Genomic DNA, 18,247 nt, shown 5'->3' on the forward strand with positions numbered 1-18,247 from the left:
TTCATTTATATCATGAAGAACATGAAAATATTAACTACGGCAGTACTCTGTCTGTTACTCTCTTTTTCTATGGGCGCAACGGCAATGGCAGAAAGTATCACTTCTCCTGACGGACAATTAAAACTGGATTTTTCGGTCAATGCTCAGGGAGAACCGGTATACGAACTTTCTTATAAAGGAAAAGGAGTGATTAAACCATCAAAGTTAGGACTTGAATTGAAGAATGATCCGGGACTGATGAATGGGTTTGCGTGCATCGATACAAAAACTTCCACCTTCGACGAAACTTGGGAGCCAGTGTGGGGAGAAGTGAAATCCATTCGCAATCATTATAATGAAATGGCTGTCACACTGAATCAGAAGGCGCAGGACCGGAATATGATCATCCGTTTCCGGCTTTACAATGATGGATTAGGTTTCCGCTATGAATTTCCGCAGCAGAAGAATCTGAATTATTTTGTTATAAAGGAAGAACATTCGCAGTTTGCCATGACGGGTGACCATACTGCCTTTTGGATTCCGGGAGATTATGATACCCAGGAATATGATTACACAGAATCCAGACTAACAGAAATCCGTGGACTGATGAAAGGGGCTATTACCGACAATGCTTCTCAAACGTCTTTTTCACCAACAGGCGTGCAGACATCTCTGCAAATGAAAACAGCTGACGGTCTGTATATTAACCTGCACGAAGCCGCTTTGGTAGATTATTCCTGCATGCATCTCAATCTTGATGACAAAAAACTGATTTTCGAATCATGGCTGACACCGGATGCAATGGGAGATAAAGGTTATATGCAGACACCCTGTCAGTCTCCGTGGCGTACGGTGATTGTGAGCGATGATGCACGCGATATCCTTGCTTCCAAACTGACCTTGAATCTGAACGAACCATGTGCTTATCAAGATGTTTCTTGGATTAAACCGGTGAAGTATATCGGTGTGTGGTGGGAGATGATTACCGGAAAAAGCAGTTGGGCATATACAGATGATGTTTATTCCGTCAAACTCGGACAGACGGATTACTCAAAGACAAGCCCTAACGGACGTCACGCTGCCAACAATGACAAAGTAAAACGTTATATCGACTTTGCAGCGCAGCATGGTTTCGATCAGGTATTGGTAGAAGGCTGGAATGAAGGCTGGGAAGATTGGTTCGGCAAATCAAAAGATTATGTGTTTGATTTCGTCACTCCCTATCCGGATTTCGACGTGAAGATGCTAAACGCATATGCCAAAGAGAAAGGGGTGAAGCTGATGATGCATCATGAAACATCTGCCTCCGTGCGTAACTACGAACGCCATCTGGATACGGCCTACCAATTTATGGTTGACAACGGATATAATGCCGTGAAAAGTGGTTATGTTGGCAATATCATTCCTCGGGGCGAACATCACTATGGACAATGGATGAACAACCATTATCTATATGCCGTGACGAAAGCCGCCGATTATAAAATCTGTGTGAATGCGCACGAAGCTGTACGTCCTACTGGATTATGCCGTACTTATCCCAACCTGATCGGCAATGAATCGGCACGGGGGACGGAATATGAAGCTTTTGCCGGTAATAAACCTTTTCATACTACTTTGCTTCCATTCACTCGGCAGATCGGCGGCCCGATGGATTATACACCGGGTATCTTCGACACGAGAATTTCTTTTCTGGATGGGAAGCATAGCGTTGTACGTACTACTCTGGCGAAACAACTGGCTCTTTACGTAACAATGTACAGTCCTTTGCAGATGGCTGCCGATTTGCCGGAAAGTTATGAGCGTTATCCGGATGCTTTCCAGTTTATTAAAGATGTAGCTTTGGACTGGGATGACAGCAACTATCTGGAAGCCGAACCGGGGGATTATATTACAGTAGCCCGCAAAGCAAAAGGAACCAATCATTGGTTTGTTGGCGGTATTACAGACGAAAACTCCCGTATTGCCGCGTTTACTCTTGATTTTCTGGAACCGGATAAAGAGTATGTGGCTACCCTGTATGCCGACGGAAAAGAGGCTGACTACGAAAAGAATCCGACTTCCTATCAGATAAAGAAAGGGATCGTTACGAATAAAACAAAGATGTCCGTCAAGCTGGCACGCAGCGGTGGTTTTGCATTGAGTCTTATCGAAGCAGCTCCATCCGACCGGAAATCAATTAAGAAATGGAAATGAGACGCGACTAAAACGATTGTTCAATCTTCTTTGTATTTTTAATAAAATTTAGAAGTACTCCGCAAAGAAAATTAAAACTTTGCGGAGTGCTTTTTTTATCGGATGGATTCTTTTTTGTACTTTTGCGCCATCTTTTTTTAAACATTATCAATAAAGAGAACAACATGGGAGGTTTTTTCGGAACAGTCTCGAAATCGAGTTGCGTGACTGATTTATTCTATGGTACAGATTATAACTCACATCTGGGTACAAAGCGGGGCGGACTCGCGACTTATAGTCAGGAGAAAGGATTTATTCGCTCCATTCACAATCTGGAAAGTACATATTTCCGATCCAAGTTTGAAGGAGAGCTTGATAAATTTAAAGGCAATGCCGGCATAGGCATTATCAGCGACACAGATGCACAACCCATTATCATCAATTCCCACCTCGGCCGCTTCGCCATCGTCACAGTCGCTAAAATATCGAATATCCAGGAACTGGAAGAAGACCTTCTCAACCAAAATATGCACTTCGCCGAACTTAGTTCGAGCAACACCAATCAAACGGAACTCATCGCACTGCTTATCATACAAGGAAGAACCTTCACCGAAGGTATCGAGAACGTATTCAAACATATCAAGGGTTCTTGTTCTATGCTGATTCTGACAGAGGATGGCAGCATTATCGCGGCTCGTGACCAATGGGGACGTACTCCGGTGGTGATCGGGAAAAAAGATGGTGCGTATGCCGCTACCAGCGAGTCATCCAGTTTCCCGAATCTGGATTATGAAATCGAAAAGTATCTGGGACCGGGGGAAATAGTACGCATGTATCCCGATCATATCGAGCAGCTTCGCCAACCGAATGAAGGAATGCAGATTTGCTCTTTCCTTTGGGTGTATTATGGTTTCCCGACCTCTTGTTATGAGGGCAAAAATGTAGAGGAAGTCCGTTTCACCAGTGGAATGAAGATGGGACAGAAGGACGAATCGGAAGTGGATTGTGCTTGTGGTATCCCTGATTCGGGAGTAGGTATGGCGTTGGGATATGCGGAAGGTAAAGGAGTGCCTTATCATCGTGCCATTTCAAAATATACACCGACATGGCCTCGTAGCTTCACACCCAGCAATCAGGAAATGCGTTCGCTGGTTGCAAAGATGAAGCTAATTCCGAATCGTGCCATGCTTCAGGGAAAGCGTCTGCTGTTTTGTGATGATTCGATTGTGCGTGGAACACAGTTGCGTGATAATGTGAAGATTCTATATGATTATGGAGCGAAAGAGGTACATATGCGTATCGCTTGCCCTCCGTTGATCTATGCCTGTCCGTTTGTGGGTTTCTCGGCTTCTAAGAATGCTTTGGAGTTGATTACCCGTCGTATTATTAAAGAATTGGAAGGCGATGAGAATAAGAATCTGGAGAAATACGCCACTACGGGGTCTCCCGAATACGAGAAAATGGTTAGTATCATAGCCGAGCGTTTCGGACTGACTTCATTGAAATTCAACACGCTTGAGACTTTGATTGAAGCTATCGGGCTGCCGAAATGTAAAGTGTGTACGCATTGTTTTGATGGTAGCAGTCACTTTTAAGTAATATACTGAGAAAAAAGAGCCGTGAATTGTTTGTCAATTCACGGCTCTTTTTTTACCTTTACGGCACTATAAACTATCAAAATGTAAATTGCAAATCATTAAATCGTAAAATAGATATGACTTTAGTAGACAGATTTTTGAAGTATGTGAGCTTTGATACACAGTCGGATGAATCAACAGGGCTTACTCCCAGTACTCCGAAACAGATGGTATTCGCTGAATATCTGAAGACTGAACTGGAATCTTTGGGGTTGGAAGATATTACTTTGGATGAACATGGCTATCTTTTTGCCACGCTTCCTGCTAATATAGATAAAAAAGTACCCACTATCGGGTTTATCGCTCATATGGATACAAGTCCCGATATGACAGGAAAAGATGTAACTCCACGTATTGTAAAAGGCTACGATGGGACGGATATAGTGCTTTGTGCCGAAGAAAATATCATTCTTTCTCCTGCACAATTTCCGGAACTGCTCGATCATAAAGGAGAGGATTTGATTGTAACAAACGGCAAGACGCTGCTTGGTGCGGATGATAAAGCGGGAATTGCCGAGATCGTATCGGCAATCGTTTATCTGAAAGAACATCCCGAAATCAAACATGGAAAGATTCGTATCGGTTTCAATCCGGATGAGGAAATCGGTGAAGGTGCGCATAAGTTCGATGTCGGGAAGTTTGGCTGCGAATGGGCGTATACGATGGATGGTGGTGAAGTAGGGGAACTGGAGTTTGAAAATTTCAATGCTGCCGCTGCAAAGATTACTTTTAAAGGACGTAATGTACACCCCGGATATGCAAAGAATAAGATGATAAACTCGATTCGTGTCGCTAATCAGTTTATCGCAATGTTGCCATCGACGGAAACACCGGAGCAGACTGAAGGGTATGAAGGATTCTATCATCTGATCAGTATTCAGGGAGATGTAGAGCAAAGTACAGTGTCTTATATCATTCGCGACCATGATCGTGCCAAATTTGAGAAACGCAAGGAAGAGATAAAACGTCTGGTTGTGCAGATCAACACTGAATATGGAGAAGGTACGGCTACACTTGAATTACGCGACCAATACTATAATATGCGTGAGAAAATAGAACCGGTGATGCACATCATCGACACTGCTTTTGCAGCCATGGAGGCGGTAGGAGTGAAGCCGAATGTGAAGCCGATTCGTGGCGGTACGGATGGAGCGCAGCTTTCATTCAAAGGTTTACCCTGCCCGAATATTTTTGCCGGCGGTCTTAATTTCCACGGACGTTATGAGTTTGTTCCTATTCAGAATATGGAGAAGGCAATGAACGTCATTGTGAAGATTGCCGAACTGGTAGCTTCTAAGTGATTACATTCCACGAATATCAATTTATTACTTAAAACTTAATACACAAAAAATGAAAACCACTTCGTTTACAGAGAAACACATTGCATTAGGTGCTAAAATGCACGAATTTGCAGGCTATAATATGCCTATCGAGTACTCTGGAATTATTGATGAACATCTGACTGTTTGTAATGCAGTCGGGGTATTTGATGTATCCCATATGGGAGAATTCTGGGTGAAAGGGCCGCAAGCGTTAGCCTTTCTTCAGAAGGTGACTTCCAATAATGTGGCGGCACTTGTTCCCGGTAAGATACAATATACCTGCTTCCCTAATGAAGAAGGGGGAATTGTAGATGACTTGCTGGTATATTGCTACGAGCCGGAAAAATATCTGCTGGTAGTGAATGCGGCCAATATAGAAAAGGACTGGAACTGGTGTGTTTCTCATAATACGGAGGGGGCGGAGCTGGAGAATTCTTCCGATAATATGGCGCAGCTTGCTGTTCAAGGGCCGAAGGCTATTCTTGCTTTGCAGAAGTTGACGGATATCGATCTGTCGGCTATTCCTTATTATACATTTACCGTTGGCCGGTTTGCGGGGAAAGAGAATGTGATTATCTCCAATACCGGATATACCGGTGCCGGAGGTTTTGAACTTTATTTCTATCCGGATGCTGCCGAGGCGATATGGAAAGCTGTGTTTGAGGCGGGGGAAGAATTCGGTATCAAGCCGGTGGGACTGGGCGCTCGTGATACACTTCGTCTGGAAATGGGCTTCTGTCTGTATGGTAATGATCTGGATGATAAAACTTCACCGATTGAAGCTGGATTGGGATGGATCACTAAGTTTGTGGAAGGTAAGGAGTTCATCAACCGTCCGATGCTGGAAAAGCAGAAGGCAGAAGGAACTACCCGCAAACTGGTTGGTTTTGAAATGATTGACCGCGGCATTCCTCGTCACGGCTATGAACTCGTGAATGGGGAAGGGGAAGGTATAGGCGTGGTGACTTCCGGAACAATGTCCCCCACCCGCAAGATTGGTATTGGTATGGGATATGTGAAACCGGAATATGCCAAAGTTGGCACGGAAATTTGTATTGATATGCGTGGACGTAAATTGAAGGCAATAGTGGTGAAGCCACCTTTTAGAAAATAAATCTTGAGTTTATAAAATTTTTAGCCCTGGATAGGTTTTGATACTATCCGGGGCTAAATCATTTTATGATGGTTGATGTGAAACATATCCGTGAATCTGTTGTTTATACGATAGATTTATTTTAATTTTGTCACCAAATACGATGAAACAATGTCTCAATTACCTACACTCATTGCCGATCTTGCGCTGATATTGATCTGTGCCGGCGTTATGACTTTGTTGTTTAAGAAGTTAAAGCAACCTTTGGTGTTGGGATATGTGGTTGCCGGTTTTCTGGCAAGTCCGCACATGCCTTATACACCATCAGTAATGGATACTGCCAACATTAAGACATGGGCGGATATTGGTGTTATCTTCTTGTTGTTTGCTCTTGGTCTGGAGTTCAGTTTTAAGAAAATCGTAAAAGTCGGAGGTTCTGCTATCATCGCTGCCTGCACCATCATCTTTTGTATGATATTGCTGGGGATAGGTGTCGGTATGGGATTCGGCTGGCATCGGATGGACAGTCTGTTTCTAGGTGGTATGATTGCGATGTCTTCTACTACTATTATTTATAAGGCGTTCGATGACTTGGGACTGAGGAAGAAGCAGTTCACCGGGCTTGTACTGAGTATTCTGATTCTGGAGGATATACTGGCTATTGTATTGATGGTGATGCTTTCTACGATGGCGGTAAGCCATAACTTTGAAGGCACCGAGATGCTGGAGAGTATTGGTAAACTGCTGTTCTTTCTTATTTTGTGGTTTGTAGTAGGTATCTATCTGATTCCGGAGTTTTTGAAGCGTTGCAGGAAACTGATGGGAGAGGAAACTCTGCTTATCGTATCATTGGCACTGTGTTTCGGTATGGTAGTGATGGCAGCCAATACAGGGTTCTCTGCTGCATTCGGTGCGTTTATCATGGGGTCTATTCTGGCAGAAACAATCGAAGCGGAATCTATTGACCGGTTGGTGAAGCCGGTGAAAGATCTTTTTGGCGCAATTTTCTTTGTATCGGTGGGGATGATGGTCGATCCTGCAATGATTATTGAATATGCAATACCTATCATTGTGATTACGATCGCAGTTATTTTGGGGCAGGCTACCTTCGGAACATTCGGCGTGATTCTTTCCGGCAAACCCTTGAAGACGGCTATGCAGTGCGGTTTCAGTTTGACTCAGATTGGTGAATTCGCATTTATTATAGCTTCATTGGGTGTATCTCTGCATGTGACGAGCGATTTCTTATATCCGATAGTGGTAGCAGTTTCTGTGATAACCACTTTCCTGACTCCTTATATGATTCGTCTGGCTGAACCGGCTTCTTCTTTTGTGGATGCTCATTTATCCGCTTCCTGGAGAAAGTTCTTAATGCGTTATTCTTCGGGCTCGCAAACAGTACTTAATCATGAGAATTTGTGGAAGAAGCTGTTGCTGGCAATGGTACGCATAACTGTGGTATATTCAATAGTCAGTATATCCATTATTGCACTGTCTTTCCGTTTTGTCGTCCCATTCTTTAAGGAGAACCTGCCTCATTTCTGGGCGTCATTATTGGGGGCTGTTTTTATTATCCTTTGCATTTCGCCTTTCCTACGTGCTATCATGGTGAAGAAAAACCATTCGGTGGAATTTATGACCCTGTGGCATGATAACCGTGCCAATCGTGCACCATTGGTGTCTACTATTGTCATACGTATTATGATTGCGGCGTTATTTGTCATTTTTGTGATATCGGGATTGTTTAAGGCATCTATTGGATTGATTATTGGAGTGGCTGTGCTTGCAGTCTTGTTGATGGTATGGTCGCGTCGTTTGAAAAAGCAATCTATATTGATAGAACGGCGTTTCTTTCAAAATCTGCGTTCCAGGGAGGTGCGTGCAGAATATTTGGGAGAGAAGAAACCCGAATATGCCGGACGTCTGTTATCTCATGATCTGCATTTGGCGGATTTGGAGATTCCGGGGGAATCCACTTGGGCGGGAAAAACGTTGATGGAACTAAATTTGGGAAAGAAATATGGCATTCATATCGCTTCTATCTTGCGGGGGAAGAGAAGGATTAATATTCCCGGTGGCTCGGTGCGTCTTTTTCCTATGGACAAGATACAGGTAATAGGAACGGACGAACAATTGAATGTATTTAGCAGTGCCATGCAAAGTGGTGCGAAGATAGACTGGGAGATGTATGAGAAGGGAGAGATGACTTTGAAGCAGTTTATTATTGATGCAGACTCCGTTTTTCTGGGTAAAACAATCCGTGAATCGGGTATACGGGATAAGTATCATTGTATGATAGCCGGTGTGGAACGGGAAGATGGAACTCTGATGGTGCCGGATGTAAATGCACCGTTCGAAGAGGGAGATGTAGTGTGGGTTGTCGGTGAAAAAGAGAATGTGTACCAATTAGTCGATCAAAAAAACGAAAAAATACAGGTGAAATAAAAGCAGAACGACTATTTTTGCTTTGTCAAAACATAAAAATAAGAATATCATGAAGAGTGATCCAAAAGAATGTCTGTATTGCCAGAACAATGAAACGTTGCATAATCTGATGATTGAGATTGCGCAGCTTAGTGTATCACGTGTGTTTTTGTTTAAAGAGCAAACTTATCGGGGGCGTTGCCTCGTTGCTTACAAGGATCACGTAAATGATTTGAACGAATTGAGCGATGAAGACCGTAATGCATTTATGGCTGATGTGGCACGTGTTACCCGTGCAATGCAGAAAGCTTTCCAGCCGGAAAAGATCAACTATGGTGCTTACTCAGATAAATTATCTCATCTGCATTTCCATCTGGCTCCGAAATATGTAGACGGACCTGATTATGGTGGTATATTCCAGATGAATCCGGGAAAAGTTTATTTGACCGATGCTGAATATCAGGAACTAATTGATGCTGTGAAAGCAAATCTCTAACCAACAGTTGGTAAAATAGTGAACGGTGAATAAACTTGTAACTTCATGCTATAAGTTTATTCACCGTTCATTATTTACTTATCTTCGTCGAAATCAAAGTCGAAATCAAAATCATCCATAAATTCCGGAGCTGTGAATTCCTCCAGACTTCTGCGGTCTTTTTTGGTTGGACGTCCGGTTCCCCGTGCGCGATCAATGAATCCACTGATTTTACTCATTTCCAATAGTTCGTATTGGTCGGGAGTGGTAACGTTTTCCATTACATCGGGTACAAGTTTGGCACCTACTCGTTTTTCGATAGCTTGCAACACTTTGAATGAATAGGTGATAGGCGGTTTCTTAACTTGAACCACATCACCCGGCTTTATCATGCGAGATGCCTTTACGTATGCTCCGTTGATAGTGACACGGTTCATCTTGCAGGCTTCGGCGGCAATTGTGCGTGTCTTGAAAATACGAACAGCCCACATCCATTTATCTATTCTTGCTTCTGCCATATGTTGATAATTTATTAATTAACAGTGTACCATGTGTCATGGTGGAGTACTTACTGACCGTTTACATATATACGCTGTGAAATAATCAATTGTAAATACTCCTATTTCTTATTGAACTGGTTCATGGTAATATCAATACCTGCCAGACAGAAACTTTTAATGATTTCTCCGGCAGTTTCCAGTCTTTCATCCATTGTCTTGCGATCTTCGTCAGTAAAGTGTCCGAGTACATAATCAATTTGTCCGCCTTTGGGGAAGTCATTTCCGATACCAAAGCGTAAACGGGCATAGTTTTGAGTTCCTAAAATGGCTGCTATGTGCTTCAGACCATTATGTCCGGCGTCACTTCCTTTTCCTTTCAGACGCAGAGTGCCGAAGGGGAGAGCCAAATCATCTACTACTATTAACACATTTTCCAATGGGATGTTTTCTTTTTGCATCCAATAGCGAACAGCCAGTCCGCTCAGGTTCATGAAAGTTGACGGTTTGAGCAGGATTAACTGGCGTCCTTTGATCGAAAAACTAGTGGTAAATCCGTAGCGTCCGTCAATAAAGGGAGGAGCATTGTTGATTCTTGCCAATGCCTCTACTGTCATGAAACCAATATTGTGCCGGGTTTCATGATATTCGGGTCCAATGTTTCCTAGTCCGACAATTAGATATTTAATCATTGTTTTTTCGTAAAAAACAGTTCGTGAATATAAAAAGAGAAACGCAGATTAACGCAAACTAATGCAGACTGAACATCTGCTTTAATCTGCATTAATCTGCGTTTTGCTATATCTCTTTACAGGGATAATCTCAAATTACTTTCCAGCGGCTGCTGCTGCACCTCTTGCTGCACGAGTCAACTTAACAGCACATACAACTGCTTCCTTAGCGCTGATCAGTTCAAGACCTTCGAAGCTCAGTTCGCCAACTTTAACAGTCTTACCCAATCCCAGGTGAGATACGTTAACAATCAGTTTTTCAGGAATTACATTGTACAGAGCTTTCACTTTGATCTTACGCATCTGCAATGCAAGCTTACCACCGGCTTTCACACCTTCTGCAAGACCTTCCAGCTGTACCGGAACTTCCATAACGATAGGTTTAGCTTCGTCAATCTGATAGAAGTCAACATGAAGAATGTTGTCTTTTACCGGGTGGAATTGAATATCTTTCAGGATAGCGTTTACTTTTTTGCCATCGATATCCAAATCTACTACGTAAATGTGCGGAGTATAAACCAAGTTACGAAGACCTTCGTTAGTCACTGTAAAGTGAACAACTTCACCGGCTCCGTAAAGTACACAAGGTACACCACCGTTCTTACGAATTTCTTTCAAAGCTCTTGCTTGTTCCGAAGAGCGTTCTGCAATAGTTCTTGCAGTTCCTTTTACTTCAATTGATTTCATTTCTTAAAAAATTGTGTTACTCTAAATTAAGTTATTTTGCTTAATTCACCATTACACGATGTGGATTATCACATGATGTTGCAAAAAAGCGGTGCAAAAGTACTGTTTTTTTTTGAAATATCAAAGAGTTACCTCTTTAAAAGTCAATATCAATCTTAATTTCGTTTTCCAGCTTGTCCTCTTGTGCTTCTTCGGCAAGAGCTTCCTGTTCTCTTTTTATATCAGCTTCTTCGTTCAGGCGGCTGATGTAATCGTTCATGTCACTGTGGTTAATAAAACTGATGGCTTCTGTCAATCCTGCCATAAATTTCTGAAAATCCTCCTTATATAAGAAGATTTTATGCTTTTCGAAGCTAACTTGAGAGTCATCTCCTTCTCCCATCACCACTTTCTTACTCTCCGTAATAGCTAAAAACATTTCATCTTTACGGTTCTTCTTCACATCGAGGTAATAGATGCGTTTACCTGCTTTGATGGACTTGGAGAAAACGATCTCCTTATCATTCATGTCTGCGTTCATTTTCTTTTTAAAATCTTCCATATCATTGGGTCCGTTAATAATCGGCCTCAAAATTGGATATTTTTTTTAAACTGTCAAAAGAAAAAGCGCAGAGAATCAAATACTGCATTAAAAAATGTGATTTATTTGTGGAAACTCATTAAAAATATCTACTTTTGCAGTTCGATAATAACAGTATTAATTTGAATTATGATCAACAGAGTTCTTATTCGTCTTAAGATTATACAAATAGTGTATGCCTATTACCAAAATGGCAGCAAAAATCTAGACTCAGCGGAGAAAGAGTTATTCTTCAGCCTTTCAAAGGCGTATGACCTTTATAATTATTTGTTAATGCTGATGATGGCATTAACAGAGTATGCACAAAAACGCATTGATGCGGCAAAAGCAAAACTGGCTCCTACTAAAGAAGAGTTGTATCCCAACACAAAGTTTGTGGATAATAAGTTTGTTGCACAGTTGGAGGTGAACAAGCAACTGACCGAGTTTATATCTAATCAGAAGAGAACTTGGGCAAATGATCAGGATTTCGTCAAAGAGCTTTATGAGAAAATAGTAGAAAGCGATATTTATAAAGATTATATGGCTTCCGGTGACAATTCATATGAAGCTGACCGCGAATTGTGGAGAAAACTCTATAAAACATATATCTTTAATAATGATTCTCTTGATCAGGTGCTGGAAGACCAGAGTCTGTATTGGAATGACGATAAAGAGATTGTAGATACCTTTGTCTTGAAAACGATTAAGCGTTTTGAAGAAAAGAACGGAGCAAATCAGGAATTACTTCCCGAATTCAAGGATGACGAAGATCAGGAATTTGCACGCCGCTTGTTCCGTCGTACAATTCTGAATGCTGACTATTACCGTCATCTTGTGAGCGAGAATACGAAAAACTGGGATTTGGATCGTATCGCATTTATGGATATTATCATTATGCAGACTGCTTTAGCCGAAATTTTAAGTTTCCCGAACATTCCGGTAAGTGTTTCGTTAAATGAATATGTAGAAATTGCGAAGTTGTATAGCACTGCCAAGAGCGGTAGCTTTATCAACGGAACGCTGGATGGAATAGTTAATCAATTGAAAAAAGAAGGTAAGTTGACTAAAAACTGATACCTTTGTCCATATAGTAGAAACTAAAACTTGATTATTTATGAACTTATTGACTGTATTATTGCAAGCTCCCGCAGCGGGAGGTGGAAGTATGATGTGGATCATGCTGATAGCTATGTTTGTTATCATGTATTTCTTTATGATTCGCCCTCAAAATAAGAAGCAGAAAGAAATTGCTAATTTCCGTAAATCTCTTCAGGTAAACCAGTCGGTAATTACTGCAGGTGGTATCCATGGTACAATCAAAGAGATTACTGATGATTATATAGTACTTGAAATCGCTTCTAACGTGAAGATTAAAATAGATAAGAATTCTATTTTTGCTGATGCTTCGGCTGCCGGCAATCAGTCTAAATAATCTTTAGTAAACAAATACCCTATGCTTGATCGTAGGAAATTAAGATATACATATTTAAGACTATCCAAGAGAATTAAGGATTTCCTGCTTAGTGATAAAAGCAGGGAGTTCTTAATTTTTTTATTTTTTTTCCTGATAGCCAGTGGATTCTGGCTGATTCAGACTCTTAATAATGACTATGAAGCGGAATTCTCTATCCCGGTGAGGATGAAGGATGTCCCTAATAATATTGTGCTCACTTCGGAACCTCCTTCCGAACTTCGCGTCCGGGTAAAAGATAAAGGAACAGTGCTTCTCAATTATATGTTGGGGAAGAGTTTCTTTCCGGTAAATCTGAGTTTCCCTGACTATAAAGGGCAAAATAATCACGTGAAAATCTTTGCCTCTGAGTTTGAAAAGAAGATACTCAGTCAATTGAATGCTTCTTCTAAGATACTTTCAATAAAACCTGATACGTTAGATTATATCTATTCGACAGGCAAGTCCAAATTAGTACCCGTTCATTTTCAAGGAAAAGTGACTGCAGGGCTTCAATATTATGTTTCTGATACCATTTGCAGTCCGGATTCCGTATTGGTATATGCTCCGGCCGGAATTTTGGATACTATAACAACCGCTTATACTCAAGAGGTAAATCTTGAAAATATATCGGATACGATTCGGCAACGGGTTGCCTTGAATAATAAAAAAGGAGTGAAGTTTGTTCCCGCTTCGGTTGAACTGACTTTCCCTGTTGATATTTATACTGAGAAAACTGTGGAGGTGCCGTTGCGTGGGATTAACTTCCCGGCAGATAAAGTGCTCCGTGCTTTTCCATCGAAGGTTCAAATTACTTTTCAAGTGGGTTTAAAGCGTTTTCGTAGCATTAAATCCAGTGATTTTGTGATTAATGTTTCTTATGAGGAACTGCTAAAATTAGGATCGGATAAATATACGGTGAAGTTGAAGTCGGCTCCCCGTGGAATCAATCAAATCCGTTTTGTACCCGAGCAAGTTGATTTTCTGATAGAACAAGTTTCTTCTGATGGCTATTAAAATAGGTATTACCGGCGGTATCGGTAGTGGAAAAAGTGTAGTTTCCAGATTGCTGGAGATTATGGGAATCCCTGTTTATATTTCCGATATTGAGGCGAAGCGTATCACTCATACGAATGACGTGATACGCCGGGAACTTTGCGCCTTGGTCGGACAAGATGTTTTCCTGAATGGAGAATTGAATCGTCCTTTATTAGCATCTTATATATTTGGAAGCCCCGAACATGCGAAAAAAGTGAATGCTGTCATTCATCCGCAGGTGAAAGAAGACTTCAGGCGATGGGTGAAAGGGAAAGGTGATATAGCTATGGTCGGTATGGAATCTGCCATCCTTCTGGAAGCAGGCTTTAAGCAGGAAGTAGACTTTGTAGTAATGGTATATGCACCGTTGGAGGTGAGAGTGGAACGGGCAATTAGGCGTGACCATTCTTCAAGGGAGTTGATAATGAAACGTATCGAAGCGCAAATGAGCGATGAGGTAAAGCGGAGTCATGCTGATTTTGTAATCGTGAATGATGATGAAACCCCTTTAATTCCGCAGGTTTTGAAGTTTATTTCTTTGCTATCTAAAAATAATCATTACCTTTGCTCCGCAAAAAATAATTAATAAATAAAAGAATATATACTATGTTGAAGACTATCCTGTCTATCTCCGGTAAACCGGGATTGTACAAACTAATTTCGCAAGGAAAAAATATGTTGATTGTTGAATCAATCAGTGCAGATAAAAAACGTTTCCCCGCTTATGGTAATGAGAAAATTATCTCTTTGGCAGATATAGCAATGTATACAGATGATGCTGAAGTACCTTTGTATGATGTGCTGGAAGCTATGAAGAAAAAAGAAAATACTGCAGTTGCCTCTATTGACCCTAAAAAAGCCACTCCGGAGCAGTTACGCGAGTATTTAGGGGAGGTATTGCCTAACTTTGATCGTGAAAGAGTATACATCGCGGATATTAAGAAATTGATTTCCTGGTATAACATTTTAATTTCGAATGGAATTACAGAATTTAAATCAGAGCAGGAAGCTGAAGAAGAGGTTGCGACTGATGAAAAATAAGTCATGAAACATTGATGGCTTAGATGCATAAATGTAATAAGGAAAGCGTGACAATGTTGCAAGTTGTCACGCTTTTTTGTGTTTTTATATGTCTGCGTAATTAAAGGATCCCCTTTAGTGTTCTTTAAGCAATCTTATGTTTGCATGAATATTTTATTGTTTATATAGTAAATAAACATAGTTTTTCTATATCTTTGTGACTGCTAATATACGCACAAAATATGGATGTAATAACAAATAAAGAGGTAAACGTTTATCTTGATAATGAAAAAGGAACATTGTGCTTAACAGGAATGTTGGTAGGCACAATGGTATTTTTATATGATTCGCTGGGGGAGCTGAAAGAGAAACATAGATTTGCCTTGCCTTCGCTCACTTTGGAGATATCCAGAAAAGGTACTTATGTCTTAGTCATGAGCCATCCTAATTGTCAGCCGGAAGTAAGAAGAATTATATATTCAGGAATATAAAAAAGCCGATATGCTCACTTGGGAACATACCGGCTGTCCTTATAACAACTAACTATAATTTAGTTTCTGAATACTAATCCGTCTCCGTTTGAGTCAACAATGATTGCTTTGCTTCTGTCGACTTCCTGAGACAATAACTTTTTCGACAGATCGTTCAGTAAATAACGCTGGATAGCTCTTTTTACCGGACGGGCTCCAAATTCAGGATCATATCCTACCTGGGATAAGAAATTCAAAGCAGCATCTGTCATTTCCAGTTCAACTCCGTTTTCTGCAAGCATCTTTTGTACACCTTTGATTTGTAAGAGTACAATTTGTCTGATTTCAGTTTCCGTCAGCGGCAGGAACATGATTGTTTCATCAATACGATTCAGGAATTCCGGACGAATGGTTTTCTTTAGCATATTCATCACTTCCTTCTTCGTTTCTTCGATAACTTCTTCCTTATTCGAACCGCTCAGTTTCTCCATCTGACTTTGTATATAAGAACTTCCCATATTTGAAGTCATGATGATGATGGTGTTTTTGAAGTTGACTACTCTTCCTTTGTTGTCAGTGAGTCGTCCGTCATCCAGTACTTGCAACAGGATATTGAAAACATCCGGATGCGCTTTTTCGATTTCATCGAACAAAACAACTGAGTAAGGTTTCCGACGAATGGCTTCTGTCAGCTGGCCGCCTTCATCGTATCCAACGTATCCCGGAGGTGCTCCGACCAGACGAGAAACACTATGCTTTTCTTGATACTCGCTCATATCTATGCGCGTCATCATCGATTCATCGTCAAAGAGGAATTCCGCCAATGCCTTTGCCAGTTCGGTTTTACCGACACCGGTCGTTCCGAGGAAGATAAAAGAACCGATCGGGCGTTTGGGATCCTGTAATCCGGCACGGCTACGACGTACGGCATCTGCAACCGCTTCAATCGCTTCGTCCTGTCCAATCACTCGTTGATGGAGTTCTTCTTCCAAATGCAATAATTTATCTTTCTCACTTTGCATCATTTTGCTGACAGGGATGCCCGTCCAGCGTGAAACAACGTCAGCGATGTCTTCAGCATCCACTTCTTCTTTGATCATGGCTTTATCACCTTGCATACCACGAAGTTTCTCCTGCGTATCTTCTATCTCTTTGTCCAGAGCCTGGAGCTTTCCGTAACGGATTTCGGCAACTTTTCCATAGTCTCCTTCACGTTCCGCTTTCTCTGCTTCGAACTTCAGATTCTCTATTTCCACTTTGTTTTGCTGGATTTTATCCATCAGCGTTTTTTCACTTTGCCATTTAGCTTTGAAGGACTTCTCAACTTCTTTTAGTTCGGCCAGTTCTTTGCCGATAATTTCCAGTTTCGGCTTATCATTTTCACGCTTAATGGCTTCACGTTCGATTTCTAACTGTTTGATCTTACGTGAGATTTCATCCAATTCTTCCGGAACGGAATCTACTTCCATACGTAGTTTGGCTGCTGCTTCATCCATCAGGTCGATTGCTTTGTCCGGCAAGAAACGGTCAGTGATGTAACGGCTGCTCAGTTCTACGGCTGCTATGATGGCATCGTCTTTGATACGTACATGATGATGGTTCTCGTAGCGTTCTTTCAATCCACGAAGGATGGAAATGGTACTCAGAGTATCCGGTTCATCTACCTGTACAATCTGGAAACGACGTTCCAAAGCTTTATCTTTCTCGAAATACTTCTGATATTCGTCAAGAGTGGTTGCACCGATCGAACGTAGTTCTCCACGTGCCAATGCCGGTTTCAGAATATTTGCAGCATCCATTGCTCCTTCGCCTTTGCCGGCGCCTACCAGTGTATGAATCTCATCAATAAACAAGATTATATCACCTTCTGATTTCTTAACCTCGTTGACTACTGATTTTAGTCGCTCTTCGAATTCTCCTTTATATTTTGCTCCTGCAACCAATGCTCCCATATCGAGAGAGTAGACCTGTTTGTTTTTCAGGTTTTCGGGTACGTCTCCCCGGAGGATACGATGCGCCAATCCTTCTACGATAGCTGTCTTACCTGTACCCGGTTCACCAATCAGAATCGGATTGTTCTTGGTTCGTCGGCTTAATATTTGCAGTACCCGTCGGATTTCTTCGTCACGTCCGATTACAGGGTCCAGTTTGCCGCTGCGGGCGGCTTCGTTCAGATTGATAGCGTATTTCTCCAATGACTGATAGTTGTCTTCACTGGATTGAGAAGTAACTTTTTCTCCTTTTCTGAGTTCATTGATAGCGTTACGCAATTCTTTTTCCGTCATTCCGGCATCTTTTAGGATGGTGGATACGGTACTTTTTACAGTTAGCAAAGCCAGCAGAATATGTTCCAATGAAACAAATTCATCTCCCATTTCTTTAGAATACTGGGTTGCCTTCTGCAATACTTCATTAGATTCTCTGCTTAGGTAAGGTTCTCCTCCGGATACTTTAGGCAAAGATTCGATCTGTTTGTCAACGACTAGAGCTACCTGTTGCCCGTTCATTCCTAATTTTTGGAAGATGAAGTTAGTCACATTTTCGCCTACCTTCATTACTCCATGTAGGATATGAGCAGGTTCAATCGCCTGTTGTCCCCGACTTTGTACGAGATTTACGGCCTCCTGTACCGCTTCTTGAGATTTGATGGTAAAATTGTTAAAGTTCATATGGTTGTTCTCCTTTCTTTT

At 41.5% G+C, this 18,247-nt stretch carries 17 protein-coding genes; 12 read left to right on the forward strand and 5 right to left on the reverse strand.

Annotation, left to right across the window (positions count from 1 at the left end; genetic code table 11):
- The first annotated feature begins 12 nt into the window (after positions 1–12).
- The 6 genes from ACHLI0_RS21180 to ACHLI0_RS21205 all read left to right on the forward strand — a co-directional run bounded on the left by ACHLI0_RS21180 (position 13) and on the right by ACHLI0_RS21205 (position 9,123).
- A complete protein-coding gene (locus tag ACHLI0_RS21180; RefSeq protein WP_490749976.1) occupies positions 13–2,172 on the forward strand; it encodes a glycoside hydrolase family 97 protein in 2,160 nt (719 codons plus the stop codon).
- Positions 2,173–2,336: 164 nt separating this feature from the next.
- The gene (locus tag ACHLI0_RS21185) at positions 2,337–3,746 is read left to right on the forward strand and encodes an amidophosphoribosyltransferase (RefSeq protein ID WP_008760332.1); all 1,410 of its coding nucleotides are present in this window, start codon (positions 2,337–2,339) and stop codon (positions 3,744–3,746) included.
- 119 nt (positions 3,747–3,865) lie between these two features.
- The gene (gene pepT / locus ACHLI0_RS21190) at positions 3,866–5,089 is read left to right on the forward strand and encodes a peptidase T (protein WP_490749977.1); all 1,224 of its coding nucleotides are present in this window, start codon (positions 3,866–3,868) and stop codon (positions 5,087–5,089) included.
- A gap of 49 nt (positions 5,090–5,138) precedes the next feature.
- Entirely contained in the window at positions 5,139–6,224 is a 1,086-nt protein-coding gene (gene gcvT, locus ACHLI0_RS21195; protein WP_490749978.1) for a glycine cleavage system aminomethyltransferase GcvT, read from the forward strand.
- Between the two features lie 150 nt (positions 6,225–6,374).
- Positions 6,375–8,648 carry a monovalent cation:proton antiporter family protein gene (locus ACHLI0_RS21200; RefSeq protein ID WP_490749979.1) on the forward strand — a complete coding sequence of 758 codons (2,274 nt, stop codon included), beginning with the start codon at positions 6,375–6,377 and terminating at the stop codon, positions 8,646–8,648.
- Positions 8,649–8,697: 49 nt separating this feature from the next.
- Positions 8,698–9,123 carry an HIT family protein gene (locus ACHLI0_RS21205; protein ID WP_004309783.1) on the forward strand — a complete coding sequence of 142 codons (426 nt, stop codon included), beginning with the start codon at positions 8,698–8,700 and terminating at the stop codon, positions 9,121–9,123.
- Positions 9,124–9,197: 74 nt separating this feature from the next.
- Here ACHLI0_RS21205 and ACHLI0_RS21210 read toward each other — a convergent pair whose 3' ends face one another.
- The 4 genes from ACHLI0_RS21210 to ACHLI0_RS21225 all read right to left on the reverse strand — a co-directional run bounded on the left by ACHLI0_RS21210 (position 9,198) and on the right by ACHLI0_RS21225 (position 11,558).
- A complete protein-coding gene (locus tag ACHLI0_RS21210; RefSeq protein WP_008760336.1) occupies positions 9,198–9,620 on the reverse strand; it encodes an RNA-binding S4 domain-containing protein in 423 nt (140 codons plus the stop codon).
- A gap of 101 nt (positions 9,621–9,721) precedes the next feature.
- Positions 9,722–10,288, reverse strand: coding sequence for an aminoacyl-tRNA hydrolase (gene pth, locus ACHLI0_RS21215; RefSeq protein WP_032813877.1), 567 nt, complete (start codon positions 10,286–10,288; stop codon positions 9,722–9,724).
- Between the two features lie 138 nt (positions 10,289–10,426).
- On the reverse strand, positions 10,427–11,017 hold the full coding sequence (locus tag ACHLI0_RS21220; RefSeq protein ID WP_055217140.1) for a 50S ribosomal protein L25/general stress protein Ctc: 591 nt from the start codon (positions 11,015–11,017) through the stop codon (positions 10,427–10,429).
- A gap of 136 nt (positions 11,018–11,153) precedes the next feature.
- Positions 11,154–11,558, reverse strand: coding sequence for a PUR family DNA/RNA-binding protein (locus tag ACHLI0_RS21225; RefSeq protein ID WP_008760338.1), 405 nt, complete (start codon positions 11,556–11,558; stop codon positions 11,154–11,156).
- 168 nt (positions 11,559–11,726) lie between these two features.
- Here ACHLI0_RS21225 and nusB point away from each other — a divergent pair, with 168 nt between their 5' ends.
- The 6 genes from nusB to ACHLI0_RS21255 all read left to right on the forward strand — a co-directional run bounded on the left by nusB (position 11,727) and on the right by ACHLI0_RS21255 (position 15,578).
- On the forward strand, positions 11,727–12,653 hold the full coding sequence (gene nusB, locus ACHLI0_RS21230) for a transcription antitermination factor NusB (RefSeq protein WP_008760339.1): 927 nt from the start codon (positions 11,727–11,729) through the stop codon (positions 12,651–12,653).
- 40 nt (positions 12,654–12,693) lie between these two features.
- Entirely contained in the window at positions 12,694–13,011 is a 318-nt protein-coding gene (gene yajC, locus ACHLI0_RS21235) for a preprotein translocase subunit YajC (protein WP_008764747.1), read from the forward strand.
- Between the two features lie 21 nt (positions 13,012–13,032).
- Positions 13,033–14,046, forward strand: a complete 1,014-nt coding sequence (locus tag ACHLI0_RS21240) for a CdaR family protein (protein ID WP_490749980.1) — start codon at positions 13,033–13,035, stop codon at positions 14,044–14,046.
- Positions 14,036–14,653 (forward strand): dephospho-CoA kinase, encoded by a 618-nt coding sequence (gene coaE, locus ACHLI0_RS21245; protein WP_490749981.1) that lies wholly within the window; start codon positions 14,036–14,038, stop codon positions 14,651–14,653. Before ACHLI0_RS21240 ends, coaE begins: the two co-directional genes overlap by 11 nt.
- A 20-nt stretch (positions 14,654–14,673) precedes the next feature.
- Complete coding sequence (locus tag ACHLI0_RS21250) at positions 14,674–15,108, forward strand: DUF5606 family protein (protein WP_490749982.1); 435 nt, start codon at positions 14,674–14,676, stop codon at positions 15,106–15,108.
- Between the two features lie 221 nt (positions 15,109–15,329).
- Positions 15,330–15,578 carry a hypothetical protein gene (locus tag ACHLI0_RS21255; RefSeq protein ID WP_490749983.1) on the forward strand — a complete coding sequence of 83 codons (249 nt, stop codon included), beginning with the start codon at positions 15,330–15,332 and terminating at the stop codon, positions 15,576–15,578.
- Between the two features lie 59 nt (positions 15,579–15,637).
- On the opposite strand, the gene clpB is transcribed toward ACHLI0_RS21255, so the two are convergent.
- Complete coding sequence (gene clpB, locus ACHLI0_RS21260) at positions 15,638–18,226, reverse strand: ATP-dependent chaperone ClpB (protein WP_490749984.1); 2,589 nt, start codon at positions 18,224–18,226, stop codon at positions 15,638–15,640.
- Positions 18,227–18,247 lie beyond the last annotated feature (21 nt).

This window comes from Bacteroides sp. RCH18 (assembly GCF_058231005.1).

Coding starts and splice junctions, on each gene's coding strand:
- ACHLI0_RS21180 (WP_490749976.1), top strand. CDS start 13: ATGAAGAACATGAAAATATTAACTACGGCAGTACTCTGTCTGTTACTC.
- ACHLI0_RS21185 (WP_008760332.1), top strand. CDS start 2,337: ATGGGAGGTTTTTTCGGAACAGTCTCGAAATCGAGTTGCGTGACTGAT.
- pepT (WP_490749977.1), top strand. CDS start 3,866: ATGACTTTAGTAGACAGATTTTTGAAGTATGTGAGCTTTGATACACAG.
- gcvT (WP_490749978.1), top strand. CDS start 5,139: ATGAAAACCACTTCGTTTACAGAGAAACACATTGCATTAGGTGCTAAA.
- ACHLI0_RS21200 (WP_490749979.1), top strand. CDS start 6,375: ATGTCTCAATTACCTACACTCATTGCCGATCTTGCGCTGATATTGATC.
- ACHLI0_RS21205 (WP_004309783.1), top strand. CDS start 8,698: ATGAAGAGTGATCCAAAAGAATGTCTGTATTGCCAGAACAATGAAACG.
- ACHLI0_RS21210 (WP_008760336.1), bottom strand. CDS start 9,620: ATGGCAGAAGCAAGAATAGATAAATGGATGTGGGCTGTTCGTATTTTC.
- ACHLI0_RS21220 (WP_055217140.1), bottom strand. CDS start 11,017: ATGAAATCAATTGAAGTAAAAGGAACTGCAAGAACTATTGCAGAACGC.
- ACHLI0_RS21225 (WP_008760338.1), bottom strand. CDS start 11,558: ATGGAAGATTTTAAAAAGAAAATGAACGCAGACATGAATGATAAGGAG.
- nusB (WP_008760339.1), top strand. CDS start 11,727: ATGATCAACAGAGTTCTTATTCGTCTTAAGATTATACAAATAGTGTAT.
- yajC (WP_008764747.1), top strand. CDS start 12,694: ATGAACTTATTGACTGTATTATTGCAAGCTCCCGCAGCGGGAGGTGGA.
- ACHLI0_RS21240 (WP_490749980.1), top strand. CDS start 13,033: ATGCTTGATCGTAGGAAATTAAGATATACATATTTAAGACTATCCAAG.
- coaE (WP_490749981.1), top strand. CDS start 14,036: ATGGCTATTAAAATAGGTATTACCGGCGGTATCGGTAGTGGAAAAAGT.
- ACHLI0_RS21250 (WP_490749982.1), top strand. CDS start 14,674: ATGTTGAAGACTATCCTGTCTATCTCCGGTAAACCGGGATTGTACAAA.
- ACHLI0_RS21255 (WP_490749983.1), top strand. CDS start 15,330: ATGGATGTAATAACAAATAAAGAGGTAAACGTTTATCTTGATAATGAA.
- clpB (WP_490749984.1), bottom strand. CDS start 18,226: ATGAACTTTAACAATTTTACCATCAAATCTCAAGAAGCGGTACAGGAG.